Raw genomic sequence first — 16,159 nt, 5'->3', positions numbered from 1 at the left:
ATGATGCTATTGGGTGTAAATATAGACCATATTGCCGTTTTAAGAGAGGCTCGACAGATTAATGACCCCAATCCACTGGATGCTTTAGGAATATGCAAATTAAGTGGTGCCAACCAAATCACCATACACTTACGAGAAGACCGTCGTCACATTCATGACAATGATGCCAAACAAATCATCAAACAATCTGCACTTCCCGTTAATTTGGAGTGTTCAATCAATGATGATATCATTGATATTGTATGTAAACTCAACCCACACAGAGCCACACTTGTACCTGAAAACCGTGAAGAAATAACCACTGAAGGGGGACTTGATTTGGCCAATAACTTTGAAAGAATCAAAAAAGTGGTCAAAAAACTTCATAAACAAGGCATTGAAGTGTCGTTGTTTATCGACCCCAACAAAGAGTGTGTTGAACTCTCACAAAAACTGGGAGTGGAGTGGATAGAACTGCACACAGGAACGTTTGCAAACCTTTACGCCATGCTGTTTTCAGGACTTCAAAACACGCACCACTCCATCAAAGAGTTAGAGCTGAGTCGTTCAGAACTGCACATTTTATTGGACAAAAGTCTCAATAAAATCAAACATGCTTCTAAACTGGGACATCAATTGGGATTGAAAGTGGCTGCAGGTCATGGCTTAAACTACCAAAACGTATCCCTTATTACATCAATTAAACAAATAGAAGAGCTCAACATAGGGCAAAGCATCATCGCTCGTTCTGTTTTCACTGGTCTTGCACAAGCCATTGAAGATATGAAAGCACTCATCAAAGGGTAAGTATGAAACCACATGTGGCTATCAGTATTGGGGATTTAAATGGCGTGGGCATCGAGCTTGCTTTGCGTAAACACAAAAAAATCAAAGAGTGGTGTAAACCCATCTATTGTATCAACAAAGAGATGCTCTCACAAGCGAGTGCACTTTTAAACCTAAAAATTCCAACAGATTTCAAACTCTTTGCAACCAAAGGGGAGTTTGTCATTGAACCTGGTATAGTTGATGCAAAAGCAGGACAATACTCATTTGACTCTTTTAATGATGCCATTAAACTCACTGAAGATGGTATTACAAAAGCAATGGTCACTTTGCCAATTAATAAAGAGGCATGGAGCAAAGCGGGTATTGACTTTAAAGGGCACACGGAAGTATTGCGAAAACACTTTAAAAAAGATGCCATCATGATGTTGGGTTGTTCTAAAATGTTTGTGGCACTTTATACTGAACACATGGCACTTAAAAATGTGGCCAAACAGTTTAATCTCAAACAGCTCACGCAGTTTTTACTTGATTTTCATAAATGCATTCACCCTAAAAGCAAAGTAGCTGTGCTTGGTCTGAATCCTCATGCCAGCGATAATGGGGTGTTAGGAAATGAAGAAGAGTTGATTATTCAAGCTGTGAATCAAGTCAATAAAAAACTCAAAAAAGAAGTTTTCACTCAACCCATGGTTCCAGATACAGCCTTTACAAAGTTTAATCGAAAAAACCATACCTATTATATTGCCATGTATCATGACCAAGGGCTCATTCCTCTTAAGGCTCTGTATTTTGAGCAAAGCATCAATGTGAGTTTGAACCTCCCCGTTATTAGAACTTCTGTTGACCACGGTACAGCATTTGATATTGCTTATAAAAAACAAGCCAATGCCAAAAGCTATCTCAATGCCATCAAAGAGGCAGTGAGGTTAACTCACAAATAGCATGAACACTTTAGAAGCGTGTTATGAACTGGAGTTCAATAGAATTACTTTTTTAGAGAGAAAAGTCAGAATCACTCACCCCAAAACCATACTTACAGGACCTCCTAAGTGTGGAAAGAGTTATTTGATTTTTGATTATCTCTCTAATTTTGAGAGTAAAGATTATCTCTATATTGATTTTAATGACATACGAAACAATAAAACTCAAATAGAACAACACCTTCAAACTTTTGTGAAAAAAAACAGAATCAAAGTGCTTATTTTAGAAAACTTCGATTTCAGTTTTGATTTTCCCATGTGTGATTCCGTCATCATCACCACACAAACACCTATAAACTTCAAACGCTTTAAGCACTTACACCTCAATGCATTGGAATTTGAAGAGTTTTTACTCCATGAAACACGACATCAAAACATCACACACTCGTTTAATCAATTCTTTAAATATGGAAATCTGCCACAAACGGTGCACACAGATGAAACCAAAAAGCAAGAGGAGTTACAAACGGTTTTAAAAGAGCACTGTTCAGACGCAACGCAAATTGCCTTGTTAAAATTGCTGTTTGAAAGCATGGATGAGAAACGTTCACTGCACCAACTCTTTACGCAACTCAAAGAGCACATTAAAATATCTAAAGATCGTTTTTATGCTTTGTGTCAATTTTATGAACAAAACGAAGTGATTTTTTTCATACAAAAATACAACCAAGCCAAAGCCACAAAAAAGATATACAGCTACAATCATGGATTTTTAACCGCAGTTTCTCACCATAAAAAGTTTAAAAATGAGTTTACCAATATGCTTTTTTTAGAGTTGCATTCACGATATGATGAAATCTATTATTTGGACCAAATTGATTTTTATATTCCCAAAGCACAACTCTTGATTCTTTCGATTCCTTTTTTCAACGAACTTATTGTGCCATCACTGAAAAAAAAGATTGCCACAGTACAAAAAGATTTGAACATCAAAGAAGTGCAAGTGGTGACCATTAATAATGAAAATCTCATCGATTTTAATACACTAAAAATTCAGGTTGCGCCCTTTTATGAATGGGCTTTGGCATAATGTGATTTTCTTAACTCAATATTAATATTTTTTTGGGTATAATCGCACAATTAACTAAAGGATATCAATGAATAAAAGAGTACTTGTTAAATTTTCTGGTGAAGCTTTAGCTGGTGAAGAAGGCTATGGCATTGATACACAAATTTTAGATTACATCGCAGAAGAGATTAAAGAGTTGGTCGATAACAATATTGAAGTGGGTATTGTTATTGGAGGTGGAAATATCATCAGAGGTGTCACAACAGCAGCTGATGGTGTGATTAAAAGAACAAGTGCTGATTATATGGGAATGTTAGCAACCGTTGTAAACGGTGTAGCGATGCAAGAAGCCTTAGAACATAAAGGGTTAAATGCACGTTTGCAAACCGCCATTAAAATGGAACAAATTGCCGAACCATTCATTGTAAAAAAAGCGCGTCGACACTTAGAAAAAGGCCGAGTGGTTATTTTCAGTGCAGGTACAGGAAATCCATACTTTACTACTGATACAGCTGCAACGTTAAGAGCAACAGAGATTGATGCAGCGATGTTAATTAAAGCAACCAAAGTGGATGGTGTTTATGACAAAGACCCAATGAAATATGACGATGCAGTTAAACTTGATACCATCAGTTATGACCAAGCATTAGAAGACCATATTAAAGTAATGGACGACACAGCCATTGCCTTAGCAAAAGACAACAAACTACCAATTGTTGTTGCAAACATGAATGAAAAAGGAAACTTACTTAAAATTGTTAACGGTGATTTCAGTAAGTGTTCAATCGTAAAATAAATTTATACCATAATAAAGGGAAACAATGAGATTAGAAGAAAGAATGTCAAGAGCACTAGAGCGAGTAAACAATGACCGATATATTTTATCTTTAGCTGTAGGACAAAGAGCAGACGAACTGAGCAAAGGGGCAAAACCGCTTCTTGAAAAAAACACTCAAAACATGAAATACACTGACATTGCGATTGACGAAATTGCAAATGGTCTTTTAGTAATCGACTCTCTCGTAAATAAAAAATAGTCTTTAAAAGGAGCCTCAAACTCCTTTTATATCCTATCTACAGATACAATTTATGGATCCATTTTTAAAAAAAATAGAAAAAATCAATACCATTGAAAAGGCTTTAGAAGAGTTAAAATCAGAAATCACCTTCAGTGATAAACTGCAAGAGATTTTAAACTTCTGTATTAAAGCGCATGAGGGTCAATACCGAAAAAGTGGTGAGCCTTATATTGTGCACCCAATTTTAGTAGCTGCTGTTACAGCACACTTTAATAAAGAGGAGTCTGTAGTTGCAACAGCCTTGTTGCATGATATTGTCGAGGACACCAGCTGTTCTTTGGATTACATCAAAAGACAATGGGGTGAAGACATCGCACATATGGTGGATGGTTTAACCAAAATTGTTGAAATCAGAGAGCATGAACTCGCACCCTCAGACAGTACGAATACACGACTCATCAGTTCTGCGTTAACCTTTAGAAAGATGCTTATTGCTTCCATTGATGACGTTCGAGTTTTGATTGTCAAACTGTGCGACCGTCTTCATAATATGCTCACCCTGCAAGCTCTGCCCAAAGAAAAACAACTTCGTATTGCAGAAGAGACATTGGTCGTATATGTACCTATTGCACACCGTTTAGGTATTTCCGCCATTAAGAATGCCCTAGAAGATTTATGTTTCTTTTACATCTATCCCAATGAGTACGAAAAAATCGATACATTTATTAAAACGCACCAACACAAAATACAGCTGACTTTTAATAAATTTATCTCCAATACCATGGACTTATTAGAGAAAAATGGTTTTGACCCCAGTAAAATTCAAATTCTCAGTCGAATCAAACACTACTACTCGATTTACATGAAAATCCAGAGAAAAGGGGTCAATATCGATGAAGTATTGGACCTTTTGGCCATTCGAATTTTAGTTGAGGATGAGATTGATTGTTATAAAGTTTTAGGCTTGATGCACTTGGAGTATAAACCACTTATCGCACGATTTAAAGACTATGTAGCAACCCCTAAAGAGAATGGATATCAAACCATTCATACCACCGTGTTTTACAACTCTAAAATCTATGAAGTACAAATTCGAACCTTTAACATGCACAAAGTAGCAGAATATGGAATTGCAGCGCACTGGAAGTATAAAAGCGGCGTTTCACAATCACCCAATCTTAACTGGCTGAAATCCTTAGAATTTTCAAATAAAAACATCGAAGAGTTCTATAGTGAAACCAAACAAGACCTCTTCTCTGAGGACATTGTGGTCTATTCTCCCAAAGGAGACACCTATACCCTTCCTCGTGGAGCCACAGCATATGACTACGCCTTTGCCGTGCACACAGATGTAGGAAACAAAGCTGTTGAGTGCTATATCAATAAAGTGAAAAAACCATTACTTACACAACTTCAAAGCTCAGACATTGTGGCCATTCATACTGCAGAGCAAACCATTCCAAGGTGTTCATGGATTGATATGGTTAAAACCAGTCGAGCGAAAAAACATATCAAGCTGTTATGTTCTCATCGACAAAAAGAGATCAATGAACTCAGTGGAAAAAATATCATTGATACCATTTTTTCACGTTATACCAATGAAATCACGGAGCAGTTTCCACAAAAACTGTTACATAAAATCCCAACAACGATTGATTATTTAAAACATGTCAAGCGTAAAATTGAGACCAATATCTCTAAAACGAAAAGCTTTGTGGCACGACTGACACTGAGTAAACGTAAAATCAAAGAGTATAAATTTGACAACATCTTAATATATTCAAATTTTAGTATAAATTCAGTATTATTTGAGCACTGTTGTCACCCAAAATTTGGAGATGAGATTGTGGCTTTTAAAGAGGGGAATAAAGCCATCATTCATCATCAAATGTGTGATAAAGCCTATGCAAAAATCAAAACGCATCACCCCATGCTGTTTTGTTCTTGGACACAAGATACCGTGTACCAATACAAAATGGTCGTCAGCCTTCCAAAAACACGAGGAGAGTTAGCCAAACTGCTCTCGTATATGGCACAATATGAAATCTACATCTTAGGCGTAGAGTATGGTCGTGAGAAACACTCATACGTTCAATTTTGTGATATTGAATTTGAAATCAATAATGGCAACTTAGAAGAGGTGAAAAAACTGATTCAACGAAAAGTGAAAGTAATGGATTTCTTTTCGAAAAAAGATGCATATAAATAATAAATATTTTGAGGATACTATGGAAGAACAAATAAAAACAGCACTCGCAGAGATACAAAGGGGAAGCTTTGAAATTATCGATGAAGAGGCCATTACTAAACTACTAAAAAACTATTTTGAAAATGGTACTTCATTTTATGTCAAAGCGGGATTTGATCCAACAGCACCTGACTTACACTTAGGACATACGGTTCTTTTACAAAAACTGGCAACCTTTCAAAAATTTGGAGGAATTGTGCAGTTTTTAATTGGGGACTTCACTGCAAGTATTGGTGATCCAACAGGTAAAAGTGAAACAAGGAAAGTATTAAGCAACGAGCAAGTATTAACCAATGCTCAAAGTTATAAAGAGCAAGTATTTAAAATCTTGGATGAGTCTAAAACGCAAGTGGTATTTAACTCACACTGGTTAAACGATTTAGGTGCAGGTGGATTGATTGCGCTGGCATCAAACTTAACGGTTGCACGAATGTTAGAGCGTGATGATTTTGCAAAACGATATGCTGCAAACACTCCAATTGCCGTGAGTGAGTTTACTTATCCACTGCTTCAAGGGTATGATTCAGTTCATCTAAAATCAGATGTTGAGATTGGTGGTACCGATCAAAAATTCAACTTACTTATGGGAAGAACTCTGCAAAAAGCATATAACTGTAACAAACAGCAAGCCGTTTTAATGATGCCAATCCTTGAAGGTTTAGATGGTGTTCAAAAAATGAGTAAATCTTTAGGAAATTATATTGGTGTTACAGATGAACCTAATGATATGTTTGGTAAAGTATTATCTATATCTGATGAATTAATGTGGAGATATTATGAACTGCTTTCAAGCAAGTCATTAAAAGAGATTGAAGCTCTAAAAACTGGGGTTGAAGATGGTTCTTTACACCCAAAAACAGTCAAAGATGCACTTGCAATGGAAATCGTTGATCGTTACCATGGTCAAGGAGCAGGCGAAAAAGCGTGTGAAGAGTTTAAAAAAGTTTTCGCACAAAAAGATATACCAACAGAATTAAAAGAAGTAGAAGTTGAAAGTGGCAGTTGGATATGCCAAGTATTGGTCGATACTGCACTTGAACCATCAACTTCTCAAGCACGGCGTGATATCAAAGCGGGTGCAGTCAAAATCAACCAAGAAAAAGTGGTTGATGATAAATTAAATTTAGAAACAGGCGAGTTTATCTTACAAAAAGGTAAAAAGAATTTCGTCAAAGTAATTGTGAAGGGCTAAGTTGAAAATAGGAAAATATGAAATTAAACACCCCATCATTCAAGGTGGAATGGGTGTCGGAATCAGTTGGGATCAATTAGCTGGTCATGTGAGTTTAGAAGGTGGCCTTGGTGTCATCAGTGGTGTTGGAACAGGGTATTACAAAGATAAACAGTTTGCAAAAAAACTGGCAAAAGATAAACCCGTTGATACCATGAACTTCTACTCAAGAGATGCGCTTTTTGAGATTGTAAAAAATGCACGAAAAGTGTGTGGTGATGCCCCTTTAGGATGCAACATTCTTTATGCGTGCAATGATTATGGTCGAATTGTAGAAGATGCATGTGAAGCGGGTGTGAATATTATCATCACGGGTGCGGGTATTCCAACAAATATGCCAGAATTTACAAAAAACTATCCCGATGTCGCACTTATCCCTATTGTATCAAGTGCACGAGCTTTGAAGCTCATTTGTAGAAAATGGAAACGATACGGAAAAATTCCTGATGCAGTGATTGTGGAAGGTCCATTAAGTGGAGGACACCAAGGTTTCTCTTATGATGACTGTTTCAAAGAGGAGTTCCAACTTGAAAAGATTGTGCCACCGGTGATTGAAGAGGCAAAAAATTGGGGAGATATCCCTGTAATTGCTGCGGGTGGAATTTGGGATAAAAATGACATCGATAAATTCTTAACAATGGGATGTGCAGGTGTTCAAATGGCCACACGATTTATTGGAACGTATGAGTGTGATGCACATGCCAATTTAAAAAAGGTGTTGCTTGATGCAAAACAGGGAGATATCAAACTGCTTAAATCTCCCGTAGGTCTTCCTGCACGAGGTGTAATGACCAACTTGCAAAAACTCATTGAAAACAATGAAGCGCCTAAAGTAGCCTGTATCTCTAACTGTGTTGCACCATGCAATCGAGGAGAAGAGGCAAAAGCTGTGGGTTATTGTATTGCAGATCGTCTCAGTGCTGCGTATGAAGGTGATGTAGAGACAGGTCTGTTCTTTACAGGTGCAACAGGCTATAAAGTAGAGAAAATTATTTCAGTTAAAGAACTCATGGAAAAACTCACACAAGGAGAATAAGATTTTAAAACGAGTTTTACTTCTTATTTTTATTATTGTTTTTAATCTTAACGCTGCAACAAAGCAAGAGCTCAAAGAGGAGTACAACTCTTTAAAAATGGACTACTTGCGTGCGGTGTTAAACAGCAATAAAGAACAAGAAGCTTCCTATTTAAAACGTCTTATTTCCATTGGGGCAAAACTCAATATTAACACTACAAAGTACCAAAATGAGCTTAAAAAGCTCAACATCACTGATAGTAAAATCACCAAAGCCACGCAATCTAAAACGATACAAAAAGTAAAAGTTTCTCAACAACATGATATCAGTTCAGTCTATACCAAAGAGAATGCGATTATCATCAACTACAACCGTGTGGTCAGTAAACGAGACATTGATTTTATTGAGGAACGTACCAAAACCGATCATCAAGATATTTTTGATTTACGTGGGGTATTTGAAAACGCCTATGAAACCAAACTGAGAATGGATGGAGTTGATAAGATTGTCATTGTACAAAAAGATAAAAATACCGTACGTATTATCTTAAAACATGAATACAATCTAAAAACCATTTATATCATAAACAACAATCAAATCATCATCAAAGTACTTAATTTACATCTTAAAGAGAAACTCTCTACAAGCTTAACCAATAACTATTTTAATCAAAAGAAAAAAATCATTGTGATTGACCCAGGACATGGTGGAAAAGATTCAGGTGCAGTGGGACCTAAAAAACGGTATGAAAAAGTAGCTGTATTTAAAGTATCAAAATACCTCTATGAAGATTTGAAAAAACGAGGTTATACGGTATATTTAACTCGTAAATCTGATAAGTTCATTCAATTAAAAAACAGAACTCATTTTGCCAATGTTAAAAATGCTGATATATTTATCTCCATACACGTCAATGCCGTACCCAAAAACAAAGCACATAAAGTTAAAGGGATTGAAACCTTCTTCTTAAGTCCAGCCAGAAGTGAACGGGCAAAAAGGGTAGCAAAACTTGAAAACAAATCCGATATGGATGAGATGAACTACAACTCTCAAATGACTTTCTTAACCATTTTAAATCAAAGTAAAATCACAGCATCCAATAAACTGGCAATTGATATTCAGCAAAACTTACTCTATAAAACACGTCAAAAATATTCTGGAATTGTTGATGGTGGAGTAAGAGAGGGTCCATTTTGGGTTCTAGTAGGAGCTCAAATGCCAGCTATACTTGTAGAGTTGGGTTACATCTCTCACCCTAGTGAATCCAGACGTCTTTATAATCGGCACTATCAGAAATTACTGGCTGAAGGTTTGGCTAATGGGATAGATGCTTACTTTTCAAAAAACTTTTAATTGCTTTGGCGATTTGTTTTTGTTTGCTTCTTATTTTAGGCATCTTTGTAATATCAAAGAATTTTACTTTTGAATTTTCCCAAGAAAGATAGTTGGTTGCCAATCTGTCTTCATAAAAATAGTCCTCTAAATCAGCCACATTATTGGCATTGACCAACCAAATACCGATATCTTTTGTCTCATTGTTTTGCTCAAAATACTCTTCAAAAACATCCATCTCTACAAAAATACTTGACTCTTCAAAAAACTCTCTTTGAGCACATCGCTTAGGCTCTTCATATCGTAAAATCAACCCTTTTAAAAAGCCCCATTTATCTCTGCTTTTGATTGATTTACACAATAAGAGTTTAATACTCCCATCCTCTTCTATTTTATAGATACAAATACCATACGCTCTGTTTTTACTCATGCACTTCCAATGTAATAAATTCTTTGTAATATACCATATTTTCACTCAAATCAATATTGATGAATTCGCTTTTTAAAGATGAAATAACTTGCAATAAACCACAACAGTAAAGGCAGAAGAATTGCAATTTCAGGCATAATGATTCCCCCTTTTGAAAACTTATGCAACATAAAAAACAGACCCCAAACAATAAGAGTAAAAAAGATGCTTACTGAAGCAAATTTTCCTACATTAAAAAATCGACTGTTAATGGATGTGAATGCAAAAATAATGGCAATCACAGGAAGAATAAAAAAGGGGATAAAGACTTGATAATACAGACTTGCTCGAATAGAGTCTGTGTTCACCTCTTGTGATTTTAATAAAATAAGTGCATAGACTGCATCAATGATGGAAAATGCTGATTTGCTCTCATACACGTTATCCAAAATTTTTGGTTTAAACCCTTCAAGAGTGTGCAAAAACTTCTCATATTGTATCGTCATTTTGGCCTCTTCCCATGTCAAGGTGGCAGGTTTTTTAACGATTTTGGCATCAGTGATATACCATCGATTATTTTGAAAATAGGCTTTTTTCGCCACAATACTCTCTACTACATCATACCCATTGATTTTAAAGATATGTATGCTTTCCGCACGCTTATCCAATGGGAAAAAGCGTTGAAAATAGACAAAGTAGTCATTGTACTTTAAAAATATATCGGACTTAGTACTTGTAAAATACTCTCCTTCCATGATCTTATTTTTTTGATCATACGAATAAGCCAAAGGAGTAGCTTGCATGCCGACTAAAATTCCCAATAAAAAAAGCGCACTGATAATCACAGGTCGATAGATTGAAATGGGACGATTTCCTAAAGATAAAAAGGCAACAAACTCGTTGTTTTTAATCAAAATTATCAGCGTTAAAATCCATGCAAATACCAATGAGAGTGGCAGAGTTAACGTTAATGTAAAAAATGAATTATAAAGAATATAGAGTAACTGCAAGTTGGCAGAGTTTGGAATGTCTTTAAAGTTTTGTAAGAAATCAATTCCCACAAAAAATAGCTCCAGTGAGACTAAAACAATGATAAAATTTTTGGCGTATTTTATTAATAAATATTTGGTTAGTAGATTCAATGCCTTACTTTAGTGTAAATTTTGATTTAACTTCGTCAATTGATAGACCATTCATGATAGCATCAATTGCCTTTAAAGTATGCGACATTATACCTTCTAGTTGATTTAATTCTTCTTTTGAAAAGTTGTTGAGTACATAATTCACCACTTCACTTTTCGCTTGTGGTTTTCCTATACCAATACGTACTCGAATATAATTGTTTCCAATGTGTGCATCAGTTGAACGCAATCCGTTATGACCACCATGACCACCACCAATTTTAAATTTTACTGCTCCAAAAGGCAAATCTAAATCATCATGAATAACAATGATGTTCTGATTTTCAATTTTATAATACTCTTTAATCGCTCGAATAGCAATTCCTGAGTTATTCATATAGGTTGTGGGTTTAACATATAAAGTCTCATTGGATTTGATGACATCAGCATTGAAATTGGATTTATTGATATTTGAAGTTTGTGAGAGCGTTCTGGTTGCCTCATCGACAACCATGAACCCTATATTGTGTCTGGTCAGTGAATATTTTTCACCAATGTTACCCAAACCGGCGATTAAAAACATTATTTTGCTTTAATTACACCTGCAACTGGTACTCTTGGATCTAAGAAACACTCAACACCTTCTGGCATCTCTAAGTCTCTTACTAAGATGTTATCACCAGTATCTAAACCTGCAATTTGTAAATGGAATGATTTAGGTAAGTTTTCAAGTGTACATTTAACAGCAACTCTTGGAGTATGGTAGATAAATAGACCTTTGTTTTTTAAACCTTTTGGTGTACCTTCAGTTGTAACAGGAACTTTATAAGTAGCTTTTACACCTGGTTGTGCAACCATTAAATCAACGTGTAATAAATCAGAAGTAACTGGGTGTTTTTGATACTCTTGGATTACTACTTTATACACATTTCCGTCAACTTTTACATCAAAAGGAACTTCAGTTTTAGCTTTAACAGCTCTGATGAAGTCATTCTTTTTGAATGCAGCGTTTACGTTCTCTAAACCTTTACCATAGATGTTTGCGATTAAGTAACCATCTCTTCTTAAAGATTTTGAACCTTGTTTTGTCATACTATCTCTTGCGATACCCTCTAACATTTTGTTTCCTTATTTTAATTTAAGTTGCGGATTATATTCAATTTTACTTTAAAGATAGTTTAAGGGAAATACTCAGTTGTTCACTTTTGAAGCGGTTCAAACCAATATTCAAAAGTACTGCCGACATTTAATTGAGAGTAAACATTGACTTTGATGTTTTCATCATTGATGATTTTATTGACAATATTCAAACCAATACCAAACCCTCCTTTGGTATCATCTTCACGGTAATAACGAGAAAAAATCTTATCAGGTTCTTTAATGCCTATACCAAAGTCTTGAATACTCAGTACTACTTTATTGCCTCGTTGATGCAACATCACAACAACATCTCTCTCCTCTTTTCCATACTTAATCGCGTTTGATAAGGTGTTGTCCACGATTTTTTGCAACTTCGCTGGCACAAAAAAAATAAAAAGACCATCTTCTATTTTAGGGATGATTTTTATGCCTTTTAACTCGGCCATATCTTTAAAATAATCAATCGATTTTCTCACAAAAAAAGAGAAGTCAAGCTCTTTTTTAGGAGCAGAGTTAATTGTTTGTTCTTTGATTAAATAGTTCATGTCATTATAGATGGTTGAGAGTATTTTTGAAGCCGATTTTATACGAGAGAAGTACTTGTTTTTTCCAAATTTTTCATTGTACATATCAATATTAATATTTATAATAGAAAGCGGTGTATTAATCTCATGCATTGAATCTTTGATAAAGCCATCCAATGACTCATTCATCTGTTTAAAAGGTTTTGCAAAATTTTTTAAAATAATAAATGACAACACAAACGTCACTACAGCAATGGACATCATAACAATGACCATGTTTTTTATGATGGTGAGATTATCAAACTCTGTCATAACAACCAAATATCGTGCTTGAAAATAGCGTTTGGTTTTAAACTCATAGACAAAAGCTCGTTTGCTTTTAATTTTATTGTATCCTGCGCTTAAATAGGCAATATTACGCGAATCTATAAGTGAAAATATGGGATTAAAATTCTCATCATAAATACCCGATCGAAACTTTTTAAAACGTGGAAAAGTAAAATACTCTTCGTTGTTTGCATCATACTTTTCCATGGCATTGATGATTTGAATCCCTTTTTTCTTTAATGCAATCTCAGTTTTTGCTTCTTCAAGTTTAAACATATAATTGGCATAAATAAACAAAGGGAAAAAGAGAATTCCAAATACAATCGCCGTATAAAATACCGCATACTTTAAAGAGAAAGTTTTGTCATTGATTTTAAACGTCAAGTCTGTATCCTAAACCACGAATATTGACAATCAAATCTTTATCAAGCTTTTTTCGTAAATTATTGATTTGTACACGTACATTGGCTGGATCCACATAATCTTCCCAAACATATTGTGTGATCATCTCTGGCGTAACCACTTGATTTTTGTTTTTAATGAACAGCTCTAAAATCATCTTCTCTGTTTTACTCAATTGCACTTCGTCATCATTTTTGATGAGTTTAAAATTTTTACTGTCATAAACATAACCACACTTTAATGGCACAAGTGTACAACCTGTCTGTATAACAGAAGTTCGAAGTGCCGTTGCCACACGAAGTCTCAACTCATTTAAATCAAACGGTTTTTTAATATAATCACAACATCCACCCTCATACGCGCGCTCTAAATTATCAATCTCTGTTAATGACGTCATAAAAATAGTGGGAACGATGACTCCCTTTTTATTGAGTTTTTCTAACAGCTCAAAGCCATTGAGTTCAGGGACATTCACATCTAAAATAAGCAGATCAAAACTGCTGTTTAAAATGGTTTCATACGCCTCTTTTCCATTGGCAAAATCATAGACGGCGTAACTGCAATCTTCAAGGAGCTCTTTGACTGATTTTCGCAGACTGTATTCATCTTCTAAAAGCAATATTTTCATCGTATCTCTCCTTGTATTTCACTGTGTTTGGACTGTTGCATGATAAAATCAATCAACTCCTCTTTGGAAAGCTTAAAAAGTTTTTCTCGTGCAACCTCTTCAAACTCTGACTTGTCTCGTTCCTCCACCACATCTTTAAGATTTTTAATGTAGCCTTTTTCAATATTCATAAACATATTCTCTTCTTTATGTTTAACAAAATTATAGAAGTCTTCTGAACTGTTGTTGATGGTTATGATGTTTTCTAAAAAACTGTTTTGAGAATCACTGTAGTACTCAAATCCTTGCAAATTTAAAACTGCCACATATTTTCCCATGGCAACACCACGATTATTGCGTATATCAAATGTAGCAAAAAAGAGATCATGTTTAAACAAATACTCGTTCATAAAAAGATGTTCCATGTCTTTAGGCAAGAGTGTTTGAAGTTTAAGTAAAAGGTGTCTGTTATAATTCTCATTGACCACAATAAAATCATCTGCAATGGTTGGACTGTTTTTAAACGTATACTCATCATTCACCCACTGTTTATCTAAAAGTGGAATTAACTCAATTTTATGTGCACGTAAATGTTGCACCACAATATCATACAAAGCAAAAACCTCTATAAAACCAAGCAGTTTATCTTGTTCTACAATTGGTGTGGTGGATTTGATGTTCAGGTAGTTTCTAACATTGATATCTACCATCGAACTCTTTGAATTTTTTATACTTTTAAGATTTTTATCATAATAACTTTTAAAGTGAGTTTTAAAATATGCATCGCTGTTTGCAGCACAATACAAAGACTCTTTTGTTAATACTTGAACAAACACTTTATTGCTTTGAAAATTGGTACGTAAGGTATTGTTCATTTGCTCTAAAAAGGCATTGAGCACCTCTGTTTTTTGTTGTAAGATGGACTCTTGTAACAGTGTCGTTTGAGCCAACGTTGAACTGATGGTAATCAAATCTTGTTTGATATTATTCGTTGTAGAAGTTAAAACTTTACTCACATTGTCATACACCGTCTTTTGTTCATTGAGAAAAATCGTTTCATTGATTTTATACAATCCAATTGAACTGATGATAAAAAAGATGATTCCAAAGTAGAGCATTCGTTTTTTCATAAGTGATTTTATCATTATTTTATAAAAATTGCTGTAAATTTATTCACTTTTTCTATGATAGAAATATAATTTATAATTATTATTGGAGTAACTTATGTACAAAGGTTTCATTCTTCTGTTTCTATTATTTTCAACACTGTTTGCACAACCACTTGAAACACTAAGCTCTTATGATGCAGCAATTAAAAAGGGTCTCAAAGAGAACAAACGTGTTTTAATGCTCATATACTCTGATTACTGTTCTTGGTGTGAAAAGATGCAAAAAAAAACTCTGAGTAATGAAAAAGTAGTTGCATTTATTCAAAAAGATTTTGTATTTGTGAAAATAAACCGTGAAAAAGGAGAGTATCCCAAAGAGTTTATCCCCAGATTTATTCCAACAACCTATTTAATTGATCCAAAAAGTCAAGAAGAAATTTACGCACTGTATGGATATAAAACAGCCACACAATTTTTAGATGAACTTTCAGATGAGTGATTATTTTTTCAAATTGGTGATATAGTAGTGAATGGAGACCAACTCTTCGTTGGTTAAGAAGTATGTGGGCATGAACAAAGATTTGTTCTCTTTTTGACTCAAACTGTGTTTAAACTGTTCCCATGTTACATTGCTGATTTTAGGACCATAAAGTTGTTTCTCATTCCCTTTATCACCTTTATACGTCGCAATAAGTTTTCCTTCACCTTTTTCGCCATGACACTTGTTGCACCCTATTCCTCTTGGATTTTCATACAACATTTGTCCATACTCATACTTGGTAATAAACGAATAATCAATAACAGAGTATGCCTGCAGATAAAAAGGTAAACACAGAAACAGCATAAATAATTTATACATTGGAACCTTTGGTTATGTTTGATAAGTGCTATTATAACTTCAAAAAAATTAACACAAG

At 34.7% G+C, this 16,159-nt stretch carries 18 protein-coding genes; 10 read left to right on the top strand and 8 right to left on the bottom strand.

Annotation, left to right across the window (positions count from 1 at the left end):
* Positions 1-3: 3 nt before the first annotated feature.
* From CRV04_RS01135 to CRV04_RS01095, 9 genes are all read left to right on the top strand, one after another.
* Positions 4-786 carry a pyridoxine 5'-phosphate synthase gene (locus CRV04_RS01135; RefSeq protein ID WP_128994779.1) on the top strand — a complete coding sequence of 261 codons (783 nt, stop codon included), beginning with the start codon at positions 4-6 and terminating at the stop codon, positions 784-786.
* A gap of 2 nt (positions 787-788) precedes the next feature.
* Positions 789-1,709 carry a 4-hydroxythreonine-4-phosphate dehydrogenase gene (pdxA, locus tag CRV04_RS01130; protein ID WP_128994778.1) on the top strand — a complete coding sequence of 307 codons (921 nt, stop codon included), beginning with the start codon at positions 789-791 and terminating at the stop codon, positions 1,707-1,709.
* Between the two features lies 1 nt (position 1,710).
* Positions 1,711-2,778, top strand: coding sequence for an AAA family ATPase (locus CRV04_RS01125; protein WP_128994777.1), 1,068 nt, complete (start codon positions 1,711-1,713; stop codon positions 2,776-2,778).
* Between the two features lie 67 nt (positions 2,779-2,845).
* Complete coding sequence (gene pyrH / locus CRV04_RS01120; RefSeq protein ID WP_128994776.1) at positions 2,846-3,553, top strand: UMP kinase; 708 nt, start codon at positions 2,846-2,848, stop codon at positions 3,551-3,553.
* Between the two features lie 25 nt (positions 3,554-3,578).
* Entirely contained in the window at positions 3,579-3,794 is a 216-nt protein-coding gene (locus CRV04_RS01115; protein WP_128994775.1) for a DNA-directed RNA polymerase subunit omega, read from the top strand.
* Positions 3,795-3,846: 52 nt separating this feature from the next.
* Complete coding sequence (locus CRV04_RS01110; protein ID WP_128994774.1) at positions 3,847-5,985, top strand: RelA/SpoT family protein; 2,139 nt, start codon at positions 3,847-3,849, stop codon at positions 5,983-5,985.
* 19 nt (positions 5,986-6,004) lie between these two features.
* On the top strand, positions 6,005-7,216 hold the full coding sequence (gene tyrS / locus CRV04_RS01105) for a tyrosine--tRNA ligase (protein ID WP_128994773.1): 1,212 nt from the start codon (positions 6,005-6,007) through the stop codon (positions 7,214-7,216).
* A 1-nt stretch (position 7,217) separates the two neighbouring features.
* Positions 7,218-8,291: a nitronate monooxygenase gene (locus tag CRV04_RS01100; protein ID WP_128994772.1), complete on the top strand. Its 1,074-nt coding sequence runs from the start codon at positions 7,218-7,220 to the stop codon at positions 8,289-8,291.
* A gap of 97 nt (positions 8,292-8,388) precedes the next feature.
* Positions 8,389-9,624, top strand: coding sequence for an N-acetylmuramoyl-L-alanine amidase family protein (locus tag CRV04_RS01095; protein ID WP_128994771.1), 1,236 nt, complete (start codon positions 8,389-8,391; stop codon positions 9,622-9,624).
* Here the strand turns inward: CRV04_RS01095 and CRV04_RS01090 are convergent.
* From CRV04_RS01090 to CRV04_RS01060, 7 genes are all read right to left on the bottom strand, one after another.
* Positions 9,587-10,033, bottom strand: a complete 447-nt coding sequence (locus CRV04_RS01090) for an NUDIX domain-containing protein (RefSeq protein ID WP_128994770.1) — start codon at positions 10,031-10,033, stop codon at positions 9,587-9,589. The genes CRV04_RS01095 and CRV04_RS01090 overlap by 38 nt on opposite strands.
* Positions 10,034-10,083: 50 nt before the next feature.
* Positions 10,084-11,154 carry an LptF/LptG family permease gene (locus CRV04_RS01085; RefSeq protein ID WP_128994769.1) on the bottom strand — a complete coding sequence of 357 codons (1,071 nt, stop codon included), beginning with the start codon at positions 11,152-11,154 and terminating at the stop codon, positions 10,084-10,086.
* Between the two features lie 4 nt (positions 11,155-11,158).
* The gene (gene pth, locus CRV04_RS01080) at positions 11,159-11,716 is read right to left on the bottom strand and encodes an aminoacyl-tRNA hydrolase (RefSeq protein ID WP_128994768.1); all 558 of its coding nucleotides are present in this window, start codon (positions 11,714-11,716) and stop codon (positions 11,159-11,161) included.
* Entirely contained in the window at positions 11,716-12,252 is a 537-nt protein-coding gene (locus CRV04_RS01075; protein WP_128994767.1) for a 50S ribosomal protein L25/general stress protein Ctc, read from the bottom strand. The genes pth and CRV04_RS01075 overlap by 1 nt, the downstream gene beginning before the upstream one ends.
* An 80-nt stretch (positions 12,253-12,332) precedes the next feature.
* Complete coding sequence (locus CRV04_RS01070; RefSeq protein WP_128994766.1) at positions 12,333-13,508, bottom strand: sensor histidine kinase; 1,176 nt, start codon at positions 13,506-13,508, stop codon at positions 12,333-12,335.
* The gene (locus CRV04_RS01065; protein WP_128994765.1) at positions 13,498-14,154 is read right to left on the bottom strand and encodes a response regulator transcription factor; all 657 of its coding nucleotides are present in this window, start codon (positions 14,152-14,154) and stop codon (positions 13,498-13,500) included. The genes CRV04_RS01070 and CRV04_RS01065 overlap by 11 nt, the downstream gene beginning before the upstream one ends.
* Positions 14,151-15,263, bottom strand: a complete 1,113-nt coding sequence (locus tag CRV04_RS01060) for a hypothetical protein (RefSeq protein WP_128994764.1) — start codon at positions 15,261-15,263, stop codon at positions 14,151-14,153. Before CRV04_RS01060 ends, CRV04_RS01065 begins: the two co-directional genes overlap by 4 nt.
* A gap of 94 nt (positions 15,264-15,357) precedes the next feature.
* On the opposite strand from CRV04_RS01060, the gene CRV04_RS01055 reads away from it, so the two are divergent.
* Positions 15,358-15,741: a thioredoxin family protein gene (locus CRV04_RS01055; RefSeq protein ID WP_128994763.1), complete on the top strand. Its 384-nt coding sequence runs from the start codon at positions 15,358-15,360 to the stop codon at positions 15,739-15,741.
* Here CRV04_RS01055 and CRV04_RS01050 read toward each other — a convergent pair whose 3' ends face one another.
* Positions 15,742-16,101: a c-type cytochrome gene (locus CRV04_RS01050; protein ID WP_228126427.1), complete on the bottom strand. Its 360-nt coding sequence runs from the start codon at positions 16,099-16,101 to the stop codon at positions 15,742-15,744.
* Positions 16,102-16,159 lie beyond the last annotated feature (58 nt).

Origin of the sequence: Candidatus Marinarcus aquaticus (assembly GCF_004116335.1) — a bacterium.
In the GTDB taxonomy this organism is placed as follows: domain Bacteria; phylum Campylobacterota; class Campylobacteria; order Campylobacterales; family Arcobacteraceae; genus Marinarcus; species Marinarcus aquaticus.
Note: the sequence above shows the minus strand (reverse complement) of the source record. Positions and strands in the feature narration are given on the sequence as shown.

What these genes read in the sequence shown, in the direction of transcription:
- CRV04_RS01135 (WP_128994779.1), top strand. Translation starts at nt 4, where the DNA reads ATGCTATTGGGTGTAAATATAGACCATATTGCCGTTTTAAGAGAGGCT.
- pdxA (WP_128994778.1), top strand. Translation starts at nt 789, where the DNA reads ATGAAACCACATGTGGCTATCAGTATTGGGGATTTAAATGGCGTGGGC.
- CRV04_RS01125 (WP_128994777.1), top strand. Translation starts at nt 1,711, where the DNA reads ATGAACACTTTAGAAGCGTGTTATGAACTGGAGTTCAATAGAATTACT.
- pyrH (WP_128994776.1), top strand. Translation starts at nt 2,846, where the DNA reads ATGAATAAAAGAGTACTTGTTAAATTTTCTGGTGAAGCTTTAGCTGGT.
- CRV04_RS01115 (WP_128994775.1), top strand. Translation starts at nt 3,579, where the DNA reads ATGAGATTAGAAGAAAGAATGTCAAGAGCACTAGAGCGAGTAAACAAT.
- CRV04_RS01110 (WP_128994774.1), top strand. Translation starts at nt 3,847, where the DNA reads ATGGATCCATTTTTAAAAAAAATAGAAAAAATCAATACCATTGAAAAG.
- tyrS (WP_128994773.1), top strand. Translation starts at nt 6,005, where the DNA reads ATGGAAGAACAAATAAAAACAGCACTCGCAGAGATACAAAGGGGAAGC.
- CRV04_RS01095 (WP_128994771.1), top strand. Translation starts at nt 8,389, where the DNA reads ATGGACTACTTGCGTGCGGTGTTAAACAGCAATAAAGAACAAGAAGCT.
- CRV04_RS01090 (WP_128994770.1), bottom strand. Translation starts at nt 10,033, where the DNA reads ATGAGTAAAAACAGAGCGTATGGTATTTGTATCTATAAAATAGAAGAG.
- pth (WP_128994768.1), bottom strand. Translation starts at nt 11,716, where the DNA reads ATGTTTTTAATCGCCGGTTTGGGTAACATTGGTGAAAAATATTCACTG.
- CRV04_RS01075 (WP_128994767.1), bottom strand. Translation starts at nt 12,252, where the DNA reads ATGTTAGAGGGTATCGCAAGAGATAGTATGACAAAACAAGGTTCAAAA.
- CRV04_RS01065 (WP_128994765.1), bottom strand. Translation starts at nt 14,154, where the DNA reads ATGAAAATATTGCTTTTAGAAGATGAATACAGTCTGCGAAAATCAGTC.
- CRV04_RS01060 (WP_128994764.1), bottom strand. Translation starts at nt 15,263, where the DNA reads ATGAAAAAACGAATGCTCTACTTTGGAATCATCTTTTTTATCATCAGT.
- CRV04_RS01055 (WP_128994763.1), top strand. Translation starts at nt 15,358, where the DNA reads ATGTACAAAGGTTTCATTCTTCTGTTTCTATTATTTTCAACACTGTTT.
- CRV04_RS01050 (WP_228126427.1), bottom strand. Translation starts at nt 16,101, where the DNA reads ATGTATAAATTATTTATGCTGTTTCTGTGTTTACCTTTTTATCTGCAG.